The organism is Bradyrhizobium sp. 155 (assembly GCF_023101105.1).
GTDB lineage: Bacteria > Pseudomonadota > Alphaproteobacteria > Rhizobiales > Xanthobacteraceae > Bradyrhizobium > Bradyrhizobium canariense_D.
On the sequence record NZ_CP064704.1, the window covers coordinates 4343950 to 4359413 of the forward strand.

General features: G+C 65.0%; 15 protein-coding genes. 8 read left to right on the plus strand and 7 right to left on the minus strand.

Annotated elements, in window-relative coordinates:
- Positions 1-55: 55 nt before the first annotated feature.
- The 7 genes from IVA93_RS21275 (at position 56) to IVA93_RS21305 (ending at position 8167) form a co-directional block, all read left to right on the plus strand.
- Positions 56-781, plus strand: coding sequence for a sulfite exporter TauE/SafE family protein (locus tag IVA93_RS21275; RefSeq protein WP_018459133.1), 726 nt, complete (start codon positions 56-58; stop codon positions 779-781).
- Positions 782-884: 103 nt separating this feature from the next.
- Entirely contained in the window at positions 885-2330 is a 1446-nt protein-coding gene (gene radA / locus IVA93_RS21280) for a DNA repair protein RadA (RefSeq protein WP_018459134.1), read from the plus strand.
- Between the two features lie 165 nt (positions 2331-2495).
- A complete protein-coding gene (locus tag IVA93_RS21285; protein ID WP_007592055.1) occupies positions 2496-3125 on the plus strand; it encodes a CvpA family protein in 630 nt (209 codons plus the stop codon).
- A gap of 28 nt (positions 3126-3153) precedes the next feature.
- Positions 3154-4659 (plus strand): amidophosphoribosyltransferase, encoded by a 1506-nt coding sequence (gene purF / locus IVA93_RS21290; protein ID WP_018459135.1) that lies wholly within the window; start codon positions 3154-3156, stop codon positions 4657-4659.
- 144 nt (positions 4660-4803) lie between these two features.
- A complete protein-coding gene (locus IVA93_RS21295; RefSeq protein ID WP_085352899.1) occupies positions 4804-5544 on the plus strand; it encodes an SDR family NAD(P)-dependent oxidoreductase in 741 nt (246 codons plus the stop codon).
- A 78-nt stretch (positions 5545-5622) separates the two neighbouring features.
- On the plus strand, positions 5623-6771 hold the full coding sequence (locus tag IVA93_RS21300) for an NHL repeat-containing protein (protein ID WP_085352898.1): 1149 nt from the start codon (positions 5623-5625) through the stop codon (positions 6769-6771).
- 169 nt (positions 6772-6940) lie between these two features.
- The gene (locus tag IVA93_RS21305; protein ID WP_247368771.1) at positions 6941-8167 is read left to right on the plus strand and encodes an ABC transporter substrate-binding protein; all 1227 of its coding nucleotides are present in this window, start codon (positions 6941-6943) and stop codon (positions 8165-8167) included.
- A 119-nt stretch (positions 8168-8286) separates the two neighbouring features.
- Here the strand turns inward: IVA93_RS21305 and IVA93_RS21310 are convergent, their stop codons facing one another.
- The 7 genes from IVA93_RS21310 to IVA93_RS21340 form a co-directional block, all read right to left on the minus strand.
- Positions 8287-9540 (minus strand): TCR/Tet family MFS transporter, encoded by a 1254-nt coding sequence (locus tag IVA93_RS21310; protein WP_247338069.1) that lies wholly within the window; start codon positions 9538-9540, stop codon positions 8287-8289.
- Complete coding sequence (der, locus tag IVA93_RS21315) at positions 9537-10919, minus strand: ribosome biogenesis GTPase Der (RefSeq protein ID WP_247368773.1); 1383 nt, start codon at positions 10917-10919, stop codon at positions 9537-9539. The genes IVA93_RS21310 and der overlap by 4 nt, the downstream gene beginning before the upstream one ends.
- A 49-nt stretch (positions 10920-10968) precedes the next feature.
- Positions 10969-11505: a hypothetical protein gene (locus IVA93_RS21320; RefSeq protein ID WP_247368774.1), complete on the minus strand. Its 537-nt coding sequence runs from the start codon at positions 11503-11505 to the stop codon at positions 10969-10971.
- A 26-nt stretch (positions 11506-11531) separates the two neighbouring features.
- Positions 11532-12185 carry a tetratricopeptide repeat protein gene (locus tag IVA93_RS21325; RefSeq protein WP_085395965.1) on the minus strand — a complete coding sequence of 218 codons (654 nt, stop codon included), beginning with the start codon at positions 12183-12185 and terminating at the stop codon, positions 11532-11534.
- 167 nt (positions 12186-12352) lie between these two features.
- Positions 12353-13945, minus strand: a complete 1593-nt coding sequence (locus IVA93_RS21330) for a class I adenylate-forming enzyme family protein (RefSeq protein WP_247368776.1) — start codon at positions 13943-13945, stop codon at positions 12353-12355.
- Between the two features lie 72 nt (positions 13946-14017).
- Complete coding sequence (locus tag IVA93_RS21335; protein WP_247368777.1) at positions 14018-14602, minus strand: NnrU family protein; 585 nt, start codon at positions 14600-14602, stop codon at positions 14018-14020.
- Positions 14603-14673: 71 nt separating this feature from the next.
- Entirely contained in the window at positions 14674-15252 is a 579-nt protein-coding gene (locus IVA93_RS21340; RefSeq protein WP_026233744.1) for a UCP034077 family protein, read from the minus strand.
- On the opposite strand from IVA93_RS21340, the gene IVA93_RS21345 reads away from it, so the two are divergent.
- On the plus strand, positions 15239-15460 hold the full coding sequence (locus IVA93_RS21345; protein WP_157643098.1) for a hypothetical protein: 222 nt from the start codon (positions 15239-15241) through the stop codon (positions 15458-15460). The genes IVA93_RS21340 and IVA93_RS21345 overlap by 14 nt on opposite strands.
- Positions 15461-15464 lie beyond the last annotated feature (4 nt).

The following is a 15464-nucleotide window of genomic DNA, read 5'->3' on the forward strand; positions in this document are numbered from 1 at the left end:
CGGATCGCCCGCGCCGCTGGCCGCGGCTAAACTCTCCCGATTCGTGGAGACTGGTTTGGCTTTCTTGTTCGTCCTGATCGTCGGCCTCGTCGCAGGCACCATTTCCGGCATCGTCGGCACGGGCTCGTCGATCATGCTGATGCCGGTGCTGGTCTATGCCTATGGGCCAAAGGAGGCGGTGCCGATCATGGCATTGGCCGCCGTCATGGCCAACTTGTCACGAATCCTGGCCTGGTGGCGCGAGGTCGACTGGCGGGCCTGCACGGCTTATTCGGTGACAGGCATTCCAGCCGCCGTGCTCGGCGCGCGGACGCTGCTGGCCCTGCCCTCGCACGCCGTCGATCTCGCCATCGGCGTCTTCCTGATCGCGATGGTGCCGGTTCGGCACTGGTTGGCGCGGCACGATCTCAAGGCCAATCTCTGGCATCTGGCGATCGGCGGGGCCGTCATCGGCTATCTCACCGGCATCGTCGTCTCCACCGGCCCGCTCAGCGTGCCGCTATTCCTGTTCTACGGCTTGTCCCGCGGCGCTTTCCTCGCCACCGAAGCGGCATCTTCGCTCGGGCTCTATGTTGCGAAATCCGTGACTTTCGAACGTTTCGGCGCGCTGACTGGCGATGTGTTCGTCAAAGGCCTGGTCGCAGGATCGTCGTTGATGGCCGGCGCCTTCATCGCCAAACGCTTCGTGCTGCGCTTGAAGCCGGAGATGTTCCGCTTGGTGATGGACGCAATCATGATCGCGGCCGGCCTCTCCATGCTCTGGAACGCGGCGCAGCCGTAGCCGGGCTTCGGGGGGGCGCCGGGGCTCACTCTCTCGACCCGTCATTCCGTGCTATCAGCAAACCTGAAACCCCCGACTCGCTGTCCCCGGACTCGCTGTCCCCATGGCCAAGAACACACTTTCCTTCGTCTGCCAGAACTGCGGCGCGGCCTATAACCGCTGGCAGGGCAAATGCGAGTCCTGTGGCGAGTGGAATACGCTCGCGGAGGAGGACACGACCGGCAGCGTGCCGGTGTCGATCCGCTCCAAGCGCAAGGGGCGGACCTTCGCGCTCGAGAGCCTGTCCGGAAAAACCCAGGACGCCCCGCGCCTGTCCTCCGGCATGACGGAGCTCGATCGCGTGACCGGCGGCGGCTTTGTCCGCGGCTCGGTGCTGCTGGTCGGCGGCGATCCCGGCATCGGCAAGTCGACGCTGCTGACGCAGGCCACAAGCCTGCTCGCGCGCGCCGGACACCGCGTCGTCTACATCTCGGGCGAAGAGGCGGTCGCGCAGGTGCGGTTGCGCGCCGAACGGCTCGGGCTGTCGGATGCGCCGGTGCAGCTCGCCGCCGAAACGTCGGTCGAGGACATTGTCTCGACGCTGTCTGAGGGCGCGGTGCCGCGGCTGATCGTGATCGATTCGATTCAGACCATGTGGACCGACACGGTGGAATCGGCACCCGGCACGGTGACGCAGGTGCGCGCCTCGGCGCAGGCCCTGATCCGTTTTGCCAAAAGGACCGGCGCGGCCATCATCCTGGTCGGCCATGTAACCAAGGACGGACAGATCGCCGGCCCTCGCGTGGTCGAGCACATGGTCGATGCGGTGCTGTCGTTCGAGGGCGAAGGCTCGCAGCAATTCCGCATCCTGCGCGCCGTGAAGAATCGTTTCGGGCCGACCGACGAGATCGGCGTGTTCGAGATGACCGGGCTTGGCCTGCGCGAAGTCACCAATCCTTCCGAGCTGTTTTTGTCGGAGCGCGATCTCGGCACGCCCGGCACCGCAGTCTTCGCGGGTATCGAGGGTACAAGACCCGTTCTGGTCGAATTGCAGGCACTGGTGGCGCCGACCTCGCTCGGCACCCCGCGCCGGGCCGTGGTGGGCTGGGATCCGAGCCGGCTATCGATGGTGCTGGCGGTGCTGGAAGCCCATTGCGGGGTGAAGCTGTCCGGCCACGACGTCTATCTGAACGTCGCGGGCGGCCTGCGCATCCACGAGCCCGCGGCTGATCTGGCCGCCGCGGCGGCGCTGGTGTCCTCGCTGGTTAATGCGCAGTTGCCCTCCGATGCGGTCTATTTCGGCGAGATCTCGCTGTCCGGCGTGGTGCGCCCGGTAGCGCAGACCCCGGCCCGGCTGAAAGAAGCGGCAAAACTCGGCTTCCAGCGTGCCGTTCTGCCCGAATCGGCCCGGGGCGAAGCCGGCGGCGATGCCGGCTTGTCGCTGAACGCGATCAACAGCCTGACGACATTGGTCGCCGAGATCGCCGCACGCGGCTCCCGGCGGGGCGACTCGAGCGCACCGGCAGAGAAAAATGCCACACCAGCAAGATTCCGCCGTGGAGAGGGTTAGCCGGTGGTGACGTCCCCCGCCCTCGCCGCTATACAGCCGTCACAAAAGCAGCATGGGATTGCGTGGTTGCGGCCTTGCCGGGAACGTCGTCTGGCCCTCACTTAGGGCGGCGGCCAAGCACCGATTCGCTGAGCACCTTGAAGTACGAGCGGACCAGACCAGCCGATGCCAGTAACCATCCTCGACCTGATCCTGCTCGGTGTGATGCTGATTTCGGGCCTGCTCGCCATGGTTCGCGGCTTCATGCGCGAGATCCTGTCGATCGCGGCCTGGGGCACGGCGGCGATTGTCACGCTTTATTCATTCTCGAAGCTGCTGCCGACCGCAAAGACCTATTTCAACAACGATACCGTCGCGAGCGTGGTCGTGGTTGCCGGCGTGTTCGTGGGCACTTTGGTCGTGGTCTCCGTGATCACGGTCCGGATCTCCGACATGATCCTGGATTCGCGCATCGGCGCACTGGACCGCACCCTCGGCTTTCTGTTCGGGCTGGCGCGCGGACTTTTGATCGTCGTGGTCGCCTTCCTGTTCTTCACCTGGCTCGTGCCGGACAAGCAGCGCCCGGATTGGGTCACGGGGGCCAAATCCCGCGTGGTGCTGCAGGGAACCGGGGATTGGCTGATGGCCCTCTTGCCTGACGACCCCGAGAACACCATCTTGAAGAGATTCAAGAAAAACAAACCAGATGAAGAGCAAACTGATTCCGAGCAGCAGCCTTCGGGCAGTGGCGACGGATACAGCAAACCGGCTCGTGACAGCCTTAAAAAGCTGATCGAGAAACCCGCGGCGCGTTGATTAAGCCCTAACGAGAGGCTCGGACGAGATGCGAAATCCTGACCAGGACGCCCTACTTGATCTCGGCCCGGCCGCGCTGGAACTTCAAGACGATCTGGAGGGGGATACGCTGCGCGAGGAATGCGGCGTCTTCGGCATCTACGGCCACCCCGATGCCGCCGCCATCACGGCGCTCGGCCTCCATGCCCTTCAGCACCGCGGCCAGGAAGCAGCCGGCATCGTCTCCTATGACGGCGGCCGCTTTCATTCCGAACGCCGCCTCGGCCTCGTCGGCGACACCTTCTCCCGCCGAGAGGTGATCGACCGCCTGCCCGGCACAATGGCAGTCGGCCATGTCCGCTATTCCACCACCGGCGCGACCATCCTGCGCAACGTGCAACCGCTGTTCGCCGAACTGAATGCCGGCGGCCTTGCGGTCGCCCACAACGGCAATCTCACCAACGGCCTGACGCTGCGCCGCGAGCTCGTGAGGAACGGCGCGATGATGCAGTCGACCACCGACACCGAGGTGATCCTGCACCTGGTCGCGCGCTCCAGGCGCAGCCGCTTCATCGAGCGCTATATCGACGCGCTGCGCGAGATCGAGGGCGCCTATGCGCTGGTGTCGCTGACCAACAAGAAGCTGGTCGGCGCGCGCGATCCGCGCGGCATCCGTCCGCTGGTGCTCGGCGAACTCGATGGTTGTCCGATCCTGACCTCCGAGACCTGCGCACTCGACATCATCGGCGCACGCTTCGTCCGCGACATCGAGCCCGGCGAGGTCATCGTGTTCGACGAGAACGGGCAGGACATCCACAAGCCGTTCCCGCCGATCGCGCCGCGTCCCTGCATCTTCGAGTACATCTACTTCTCCCGTCCGGATTCCATCGTCCACGGCCGCTCGGTCTACGAGGTGCGCAAGGCCTTTGGTGCCCAGCTTGCGCGCGAGAGCCACGTGCCGGTCGATGTCGTGGTGCCGGTGCCGGATTCCGGCGTGCCCGCGGCGGTTGGCTACAGCCAGCATTCCGGCATCCCGTTCGAACTCGGCATCATCCGCAACCACTATGTCGGCCGCACCTTCATCCAGCCGACGCAGGCGATCCGCGAATCCGGTGTGCGCATGAAGCATTCGGCCAACCGCGCCGCGATCGAAGGCAAGCGCATCATCCTGATCGACGATTCGCTGGTACGCGGCACCACCTCGAAGAAGATCGTCCGCATGATGCGCGATGCCGGCGCCAAGGAAGTGCATTTCCGCCTCGCCTCGCCGCCGATCCTCTATCCCGACTATTACGGTATCGATCTGCCGGACCGTGGTGGTCTTCTTGCGGCGACACATTCGCTGGAAGAGATGCGCGAGATCATCGGCGCCGACTCGCTCGCCTTCCTGTCGATCGACGGCATGTACCGCGCCATGGGCGAGCCCGGCCGTGACCCCGCCAATCCGAAATTCTCGGATCATTGCTTCACCGGGGCTTATCCGACCCACCTCACCGACCAGACCCAGACCGAGCAGCAGCCGCGGCAATTGTCGTTGCTGGCGGAGGCGAGCTAGGCTCGTCGTCCTGGCGAAAGCCAGGACCCATTACCACAGGCCTTTCTGGTTCGAAGAAGGTGTGACAATCATCTTCCCTAGCCATAAACGTCACGGCGTATGGGTCCTGGCTTTCGCCAGGACGACGCTGGATAGAACCTTTCAATGACAAATCCCCTCGCCAACCGCATCGCTCTCGTCACCGGCGCCTCGCGCGGCATCGGCTTCGCCACGGCAAAAGCGCTGGCCAGGGCCGGCGCGCATATCGTTGCGGTCGCGCGCACGCAGGGCGGGCTGGAAGAGCTCGACGACGAGATCCGCAAGGACGGCGGCAGCGCCACGCTGGTGCCGCTCAACCTCACCGATTCCGACGGCATCGCGCGGCTCGGCGCCGGCCTGCACGAACGCTACGGCAAGCTCGACATCCTGGTCGGCAATGCCGGCGTGCTCGGCCCCTCCTCGCCGATCGGCCATATCGAGCTGAAGGCCTTCACCGACGTGATGGCGGTCAATGTCTCCGCGAATTTCCAGTTGATCCGCTGCATGGAGCCGCTGCTCAAGCAGTCGGACGCCGGCCGCGCGGTGTTCGTCACTTCCGGCGCGGCCAACAAGGCGACCGGCTATGTCAGCCCCTACGCCGCCTCCAAGGCGGCGCTGGAAACGCTGGCGCGCGCCTGGGCGCAGGAGACCGCGAACACCAAGCTGCGCGTCAATCTGTTCAATCCGGGCCCCGTCCGCACCCGGATGCGCGCGACGCTGATGCCGGGCGAAGACCCAACGACGCTCGATACAGCCGAGCAGGTCGCCGAATTCATCGTGCCGATGTGCGCGCCTGATTGGACCGAGACCGGCAAGTTCTACGACTACAAGACCCGCAGCCTGATGAGCTTCCGCTCGCCGGCCTGATTGACTTGACGGCCTCCCCGCGATTGACTGCCCGCGCTCAAGCGGCAGCAAGCCGCAAGCCAATAAAGGGAGGTTGCCATGGCGCCATGGCGGAATCGCGCAGGCTTTAAGCGTGCGCTCGCAAATGTCTCTCGCGTCCTCTCCGTTCTGATCGTGGCCGTCGCGTTTGCGCTTCCGGGCGCGGCGACCGCCGGCGATGTCCCGACCTTCGCGGTCGATGCTTCCTGGCCAAAGCCGTTGCCGAACAACTGGATCCTCGGCCAGGTCGGCGGCATTACCGTCGACTGGCAGGGCCACATCTGGGTGATCCATCGTCCCCGCTCGCTCACCGACGACGAGAAAGGCGCGAGCCTCACTCCGCCGCGCTCGAAATGCTGCGTCTCGGCGCCGCCCGTGCTCGAATTCGACACGGATGGCAATCTGCTGCGATCGTGGGGCGGCGCGGGCGAAGGCTATGAATGGGTTGGCCGCGAGCACGGCATCGAAGTCGACGAGCGCGGCTTCGTCTGGGTCGGCGGCAATGCCGACAATGACAACGCGATCCTGAAATTCACGCTCGACGGCAAGTTCGTCGCGCAGATCGGCAAGATCGCGCCGAGCCTCGGCAGCAACGACACGACCCAGCTCGGCAAGCCCGCCGAGACCGCGATCGACAAGGCCGCCAACGAAATCTACGTCGCCGACGGCTACGGCAATCGCCGCGTCATCGTGTTCGACGCGACCACGCTCGCCTACAAGCGGCACTGGGGCGCCTACGGCAACAAGCCCGACGATACCAAGCAGGCTCCTTACGATCCCAAGGCGCCGGTTGCGCAGCAATTCGGCAATCCGGTCCACTGCGTGAAGCTCGCCAATGACGGGCTTGTCTACGTCTGCGACCGCATCAACAACCGCATCCAGGTCTTCAAGACGGACGGCACCTTCGTGAAGGAGTTCTTCTTCGAGAAGAACACGCTCGGCAACGGCGCGGTGTGGGACATCGCGATCTGGCCCGATCCGAAGCAGACCTGGCTGCTCAGCGCCGACGGTGAGAACAACGAGATCAGGGTGATCAGGCGCGAGGACGGCAGCGTGGTCGGCAGCTTCGGGCACAATGGCCGCAATGCCGGACAATTCCACTGGGTGCATGCCATGGCGATCGACGCCAAGGGTAACGTCTATACCGCCGAGGTCGACACCGGAAAGCGGATCCAGAAATTCAAGCTGACATCGGACGCGCTGAAATAGCCTCTCGACGCATTTTGCCCAAAAGTTAACGGAGGGATGACGCTGCGACGCAGCGTCATCCGGCTTTAGGCGCATTGCCGCCGGCCGTGGGACACGGTAGAGCCATCAGCCGGAACAAGGCTCCGTTCAAGAGAGCCGTCCGCAAGTTTGACAATGGAGGAAACCTTTTATGACGACGACGTTAGCGCGCCGCTCTGCGGCCCTTCTGGCCTGTGCCGCCTTCGGTTTTGCCACATCCGCCTTCGCTCAGGACAAGACTGTCAAGATCGGCGTGCTCAACGACATGTCGAGCCTCTATGCCGACATCGGTGGCCCGAACTCCGTGGTCGCGATCAAGATGGCGGTCGAGGATTCCGGCCTGCTCAAGAAGGGCTGGAAGATCGACGTCATCAGCGGCGACCATCAGAACAAGCCTGACGTCGGCGTCAACATTGCCCGGCAATGGATCGACAACGACAAGGTCGATGCGATCGCCGACACGCCGAATTCCGGTGTCGCCCTGGCGGTCAGCAACCTGGTCAAGGAAAAGAACTCGGTGCTGCTCAATTCCGGCGCGGCCTCCGCCGACCTGACCGGCAAGGCCTGCACGCCGAACACGGTCTCCTATACCTACGACACCTACATGTTGGCCAACGGCACCGGCAAGGCGCTGACCAAGGCCGGCGGCGACAGCTGGTTTTTCCTGACCGCAGATTATGCCTTCGGCCATGCGCTCGAACGCGACACCACCGCGGTCGTGACTGCGAACGGCGGCAAGGTGCTCGGCAGCGTCAAGCATCCGATCAATACCGCGGACTTCTCGTCCTTCCTGCTGCAGGCGCAATCGTCCAAGGCCAAGGTGGTGGGCCTTGCCAATGCCGGCGGCGACACCACGAACTCGATCAAGCAGGCCGCCGAGTTCGGCATTGTGCAGGGCGGGCAGAAGCTCGCGGCGCTGCTGCTGTTCATCAACGACGTGCATTCACTAGGTCTGAAGACCGCCCAGGGCCTGACCTTCACGGAATCTTTCTACTGGGACATGAACGAGCAGACCCGCGCCTGGTCGAAGCGATTCTCGGCGCTGGCCAACAAGAATGCGATGCCCTCCATGACGCAGGCCGGCAATTACGCGATGGTGCTGCATTATCTCAAGGCGATGGACGCGCTCGGCAGCAATCCGCATGACGGCGCCAAGGTCGTCGCCAAGATGAAGGAGCTTCCGACCGACGATCCGCTGTTCGGCAAGGGCCCGCTGCGCGAGGACGGGCGTCGTCTCATCCCGGCCTATCTGTTCGAGGTGAAGAAGCCCGAAGAATCGAAGGGACCGTGGGATTACTACAAGCAGATCGCCACGATCGCGGCGGAAGACGCCGCCAAGCCGCTCAAGGACAGCGAGTGCCCGCTGGTGAAGAAGTAAGGGCGTAGCTTGCGCAACTGCCTCCACGACGTCATGCCCGGGCTTGTCCCGGGCATCTACGTTCTGGACCGGACGAAGAACGTGGATGGCCGGGACAAGCCCGGCCATGACGGCCCTCTTCAAGGCGCCTTGGCGACAGCCAGCGCCCGCACCGCGATCGCCACGCACACCACCATCAGCACCGCCGCGAGCAGGAACGGCGCGCCGGGCAGCTGCCACGGCGCGCTGGCGCCGATGAAATATGAAAAGGTCAGCGTGAACAGGAACGGGCCGACGAGCTGCGACACGCTCTGCACGCTCGCGGTCGCGCCCTGCAACTGGCCCTGCTGATCGGGCGCGACCAGCCGCGTCATCAGCGATTGCATGGCGGCGCCCGAAATGCCCCACAGCGACATCACGGGAATGCCGATCCAGAACAGCGGCCCGGTCGGCGCCGCGCCGAAGATCACGAAGCCAATCGCGCCACAGCACAGGCCGAGCAACAAGGCGTTCCGCTCGCCGAGCACACGCACGATCGGGCCGATCGCGAGCCCCTGCACCACCATCGCGCAGATGCCGACCATCGCCAGCGTCAGCCCCACGGTTTTCGAATCCCAGCCGTAGCGATAAGTGGCGTAGAGCACGAAGGTCGAGGGCAACACGACATGCGCGACCTGCGCGATGAAATTGACGACGGACAGCGCGGCGAGCACCGCGTTGGAACGCAGCAGGCGGAGCGCTCCGAGCGGATTGGCGCTCCTCCAGCGGAACGGCGCGCGCTTGTCCGGCGCCAACGATTCCGGCAGGACGAAGAGCCCATAGAGCGCATTGGCGAAGCTCAAGGCCGCCGAGGCCCAGAACGGCAGGCGCGGATCGATATCGCCGAGCAGGCCGCCCAGCGCCGGGCCCAGCACGAAGCCGGCGCCGAATGCAGCGCCAATCCTGCCGAACACCGCTGCGCGCCGCTCCGGCGGCGTGATGTCGGCGATATAGGCAAAGGCGGTCGAGATGCTGGCCGAGGTGATGCCCGAGATGACGCGGCCGACGAACAGCCAGACCAGCGACGGCGCCAGCGCCATCAGCACATAGTCTGCCGCGAGCCCGAAATTCGACAGCAGCACCACCGGCCGCCGCCCGAAGCGGTCCGACAGCGCGCCGAGCACCGGCGAGAATACGAACTGCATCAGCGCCCAGGCGGTGCCGAACAGGCCGAAGATGCGGGCCGCATGGGCCGTGTCGTTGTCGACGAAGCTCTCGATCAGTTTTGGCAGGATCGGCATGATCACGCCGAGCGCGAGCATGTCGAGCAGGATGGTGACGAAGATGAAGGCGACCGCACCGCGCCGGACTGGCGCTGCGCCCTGCGCCATCGCCTCGCCGGCGTCGTTGCTCACGACGGCCGCTTGCGCTTGTGGGCGAACGGATTGGCCTTCTCGCGCAAGGTGATGCGCACCGGCGTGCCCGGCAGCTCGAAGGCCTCACGCAGCGAATTGGTGAGATATCGCAGATACGACTGCGGTACCGCGTCCGCACGCGAGCAGAACAACACGAAGCTTGGCGGGCGGGCCTTGGTCTGCGTGATGTAGTTCAGCTTGAGTCGTCGTCCGGACACGGCCGGCGGCGGATTGGCTTGGACCGCCTCCTCGAACCAGCGGTTCAGCGCCGCGGTCGACACACGCCTGTTCCAAAGCGCATAGGCATCCTGGATCGCCTGCATCAATCGATCGATGCCCTCGCCCATCAAGCCGGAGACGGCGACGATCGGCACGCCCTTGATCTGCGGCAGCAAGTGATCGGCATCGCGGCGCAGGTTCGAGATCGCGCCGCCGCCCTTGCTCTCCATCAGGTCCCATTTGTTGACAGCGAGCACGACGGCGCGACCCTCGCGCTCGATCAGGTCAGCGATGCGAAGATCCTGCTCCTCGAAGCGGTTCTGCGCATCCATCATCATCACGACGACTTCGGCAAAGCGCACCGCGCGCAGTGCGTCGGCGACCGAGAGCTTCTCGAGCTTCTCCTCGATCCGCGAGCGCCGGCGCAGACCTGCGGTGTCGAACACCCGAAACTCGCGCCCCTTCCAGTTGATCTCGACCGCGATGGAATCGCGCGTGGTACCCGCCTCCGGGCTCGTCAGCAGGCGCTCCTCGCCGAGCAGATGATTGATCATCGTCGACTTGCCGGCGTTGGGCCGGCCGACGATCGCGACCCGGATCGGACGCGTGGCCGCCTCTTCCTCCGTCAGCGGCTCGTCGTCCTCGACCTCTTCCTCCTCGACGGGCTCCGGCATCAGCTCTCTCAAGGCGTCATAGAGCTCACCCAGGCCCTCGCCATGCTCGGCCGAGATCTGGATGGGATCGCCGAGGCCGAGCGCGAAAGCCTCCATCGCGCCGGCATCGCCGTGCTTGCCTTCGCTCTTGTTGGCGACGAGCATCACCGGCTTGTTGGCCTTGCGGGCGAAATCGGCGAAGGCGCGATCGTTGGGCGTGAGGCCCATGCGGGCATCAATCACGAAGAACAGCGCGTCGGCCTGTGCGATCGCGGCCTCCGTCTGCTCCTGCATGCGGGCGGTCAGCGAGCCCTTGGCACCCTCATCGAGGCCGGCGGTGTCGATGATCGTGAAGTCGAGATCGCCGAGCCTGGCCTCGCCCTCGCGGCGGTCGCGGGTGACGCCGGGGAGGTCATCGACAAGCGCGAGCTTCTGCCCGACCAGACGGTTGAACAGCGTCGACTTGCCGACATTGGGTCGGCCGATAATGGCAATCTTAAAGGACATGCGTCATTCGTGCGCTGCCGGAGCCGCGCCTGTCAATGAAATGAAAAAATCAGCGCGAGAAGCTGCCGCTCGGCATGGGCGCCGGGAAGGCGCCCTGCGTTTGCTGCTGGGTGGTCTGGGTCGGTTGCGCCTGCTGGACGGATTGATCGGGCGGCGGCGCGGTGGTGCGCTTGCGCACGATCTTCTGCCTGGGCGGCGGCGTGGCCGCGGGCGGCGCGGCCTCGCCGTCGACTTCGCCGGCGGGCGCCTCAGCCGGCGCGACGGCTGCGGTGGCCGGCTGCCTGGTCTTTTTCGCTTTGGCACCCTTCGCCGGCTTCGGCTCGGGCGCAGGCTCGGTGGGCAGAGCCGCAACGGCGGGTCCGTTCGGATCGGGCTGTTGCTGGGCGCCCTTGTACATATCCTTCGGAACGCCTTGCTCGAGGCCGGGCACGCCTTCCGGGAACACCGGCTTGCGGTCGCCCGGCAGCTTCTTCTTGGTGTCGAGGAAGTCGAGCATGTCGCTCGGATCGAAGCTGGAGCAACCGCCCAGCACGCCCGTGAAGGCGATCAGGACGGCGGTTGCGATCAAGCGTGGCGTGCGGCGCATGTCGGTATCTCGTCTCAGCTCTCGGCTCAGCTCTTCGCTACGGGCGGCAGCAGGGCCTGCAGCGCCTCGGCGCGTGAGCGCAGGCCGGGCGGCGTTTCGCCGTCCTCGGCAATCGCGTCGAGCCATTTGCGGGCGGCAGTCACATCGTTGTTGCGCCAGGCCGACAGCGCCAGCATTTCGCGGGCGGTGTGACGGAAGGTCGATTTAGGCGCGGTGGAGGCTTCCAGCCGCTGCTGCATGTCGGCATAGCCGGCGCTGTCGAGCAGGAGACCGGCGGCGCGGATCTTCGCCAGATCCTGCCACTCGCCGCCTACGCTGCGGTCGGCGGCAATGTCGTCATACAACTTGGCGCCTGCCTTCGGATCGCGGGACGCCGCCTCGGCCGCAGCACGCAGCCGCGCCAGGGTGCGATAGCCCGATGGAGCCTTGGCTGCGAGCTCGGTGAAGGCCGCCTCGGCCTCCGCATGCTTGTCCTGCTCGGACAGCTCAGCGGCCTTCTCGAAGGCAGCACCGGCCTCGGCAGCCTTCTTGGCTTCAAGATATTGGTAACCGCGCCAGCCACCCACGGCGGCGACGATCAGCACCATCAGGGCGATGAACAAAATCGAATACTTATCCCACAGCTTCTTGAGCTGTTCGCGACGTACTTCCTCATCGACTTCGTCAAATAATTCAGACACTTATGCTAATCCCATGCCCGTCCGGGTGCGCGCGCCAAAGCGTTCGCGTCAGGAATCCCGTCCCCACGTGGCGGCGGGGTACCCTAACGATATGGCGGTGGCAAGGCAAAGCGAGCCCGATCAAGGCGTTAACCACCCGGGACAGCCCGGAGAGACGCCTCCCCGGGTCAGGTTCCCAACAGCTCCCGCAGCTGCCGCTTCAGCACCTTGCCATTGGCATTGCGCGGCAAGGGCTCCGTGGTGATCACCATGGTTTCCGGGACCTTGTAGTCCGACAGCCGCTCCGCGCACCAGGCGCGCAAGGCCTCGCTGTCCACCGGCGCACGCGCCACCACCACGGCGTGGACGCGTTCGCCCAGCACCGGGCACGTCTTGGCGACGATCGCGCTCTCAACCACGGCCGGGTGGCCGGCCAGCACGGACTCGACCTCGGCCGAATAGATCTTCAGGCCGCCGCGGTTGATCATGTCCTTCTGCCGGTCGAACACCCGGACAAATCCCTCCGCGTCGACCGAGCCGAGATCGCCGGAATGCCAGAACCCGCTGGTGAAGCTTTCGGCCGTGGCTTTCGGATTGTTCCAATAGCCCTTGATGACGGAGGCACTCTGGATCCAGAGCTCGCCGATTTCCCCAGGCGGCAGCTCACGCCCGTCCGCGTCCATCGCCAGGATGCGTGCACCCGGACACGGCAGTCCGACGCTGTCGATATGGCTTTCCGTCAACTCGCCCGGCATGATCGTGGACGGCGACGTGGTCTCGGTCGCACCGTAGCAATTCGCCAGCGCGAGGCCGGGAATGATCGCCTTGAGCTTCTCGATGGTGGCAACCGGCATCGGTGCGCCGCCAAAGCCGCCGATGCGCCAGCTCGACAGATCGTAGCTCTCGATATCGGGCTGGAGCAGGCACAGATTGTACATCGCCGGCACCATCACCGTGTAGGTGACGCGCTCGCGCGCGGCGAGCTTGAGATATTCGCCGGCTTTGAACTCCGGCATGATGATCAACGCGCCACCGCAGCAGATCATCGTCGTGATGTTGGCGACCACGCCGGTGACATGGCCGAGCGGCACTGCCGCGATCGAACGGTCGGCCGCCGTCAATTGCAGGCAGGACATGAAGATCATCGAGGAATGGACGATGTTGCAATGGGCCAGCATCGCGCCCTTCGGCTTGCCTGTCGTGCCCGAGGTGTAGAGGATCATCGCGGTGTCCTCCTCGCTCGTCTCGACCGGCGCCGCGGCCGGGGCGTTGTCGACGAGCACCGCGAAATCCGACAGAGCCGGATCGTGGTCGATGGCGATGCGGTCGATCACATCGGGCACGTCCAGTGCGTCCGGCAGCCGCTCCGCAAGTGCCGCCTCGTGGATCAGGATCTTGGCGCCGCAGTCGGCGAGCACATAGGCGATTTCCGGCTTCTGCTGCCGCGTGCTGAGCAGCACCGTGACAAGCCCCTCATGCGCGGCAGCAAACAGCAGCAGCGGGAATTCGACGCGGTTGCCGAGCAGGATCGCGACACGATCGCCGCGCTGCAATCCGAGCTTGCGAAATCCCGCCGCGATCCGCGCAGCCTGCTCAACGGCCTGCCGCCAGCTCAGCCGGACATCGCCTGAGATCAGCGCTTCGCCGTCGGGATTGCGGGCGCAGGCGTCCGCAATCATCGCCCACAGGCTCGACGGCCGATCGCAAAATGCCGGTACCACCCGATCGCCGAAGCGCGCCTCGAACCGCATTGGCGGGATCTGAGAATGCGACCAGTCCATCGGATTGCCCTTGGCTTGTTACTTTCGTTACCTTCCGCGCACGGGCATGCGGTCCTGTCTTGTGCTGATCGGCTAGCCGCCCATCACGGGAACGCCGATGACGACGGGATGGAACGCAAAAGCCAGCGCCAGATAAGCGACGATTCCAACCACGACCGCGATCAGATCGTTGGTGACGCCGCCGACCGGAATCGGCGGACCGCCGCCATCGGTGCGACGCTTCAGCGTGATGCGGTCATACACCGCCCAGCCCAGAAAGGACCCGAACAGGATGATGGAGCCGAGATCGCCATTGGCCAGAAGATGCGCCGCCGCCCACAGCTTGATGCCGGCCAGCATCGGATGCTTCAGTGTCGCGTAAATGCGGCCGCGCAGATAGGACGCAACCACCAGGATGACCGCGGGCAGCATCAGTGCGAGCGTGATGTGCTTCAGCGCTTTCGGCGGATACCAGACGTCGATCCAGCCCGTCGCGCGATAATGCGCGAAGCCCCAGATGATCAGTGCGAGCCCCGCAAGCGAGGCAAGCGAATAGAGGATCTTGTAGGTCCCCTCGCCCAGTCTCGCGATGGCCTGCGCGCGTGCATCGCGTTTCGTCGTGAACACATGCGCCGCAAAAAACAGCGCAAGCCCCAGGATCATAACCAGCAGACCCACGAGATTCTCCCCTCAACCAGCGCCTCAGCCCATGGCGTATCATCGATTGGCCGCCGGTCGCAACTGATGCGCTACTTGCCGATCTCGCGATTGTCGACATACCGGATCGCGATCGGCCGCCCGGCGATGGCACCGCCAAGGCCGCCGGTGAATTTCAGCGGCAGGCAGGCGTTCAACGATGAATTGATCGCATTGAGGTAGGAGGTTCTCGTCTCGGCGGGGACGCCTGCGGTCGCATAGGTCAGGCGCGGCGGGCCGATCAGGCCGCCCGATTTGTTGAAGCTGAAACGCACGGCGATCTGCATGCCCGCGCGCGCATTGTCCGATGGCGGTGACCAGCAGGTGCGCAGCTCGGCGAAGAGATCGCCGATCGTATCGAGATCGTGATCGGGCTTCTGATATTTGGCGCGATCGGCGTCCGCTGGCACGCTTTGGATCGTGAGCTGGAGGTTCTGCCCATAGGGATAGTCGATCTCGGGAATACAGGGACCAGGCTCAAGCGGGCTGCAATAGGACGGCGTGCAGGGCCGGCCGTCGAGCACACTGCATGGCTCGTGCGAAAACGGAATTGGGTTGATCTGTCGCGGCCGCGCGTCGGCGGCAACGATCGAGATCGCCAGCAGGAGAAAAACAAGGATGCCGCGCCACATCATGCGATCTCACAATACCGCAAGAGTAAAACGTGGCATTACCTCCGACAACGTCAAGATCGCCGGCGTTCACGTGCTCGCGTTCAACCTCGGTGTCGTCGCCCGGCTTGACCGGGCGACCCAGTACTCCGGGACGTCTGTGATTGAGCCGGGAAGCCGCGGCGTACTGGATGCCCCGGTCAAGCCGGGGCATGACAGCGGAGGGTGAGGAG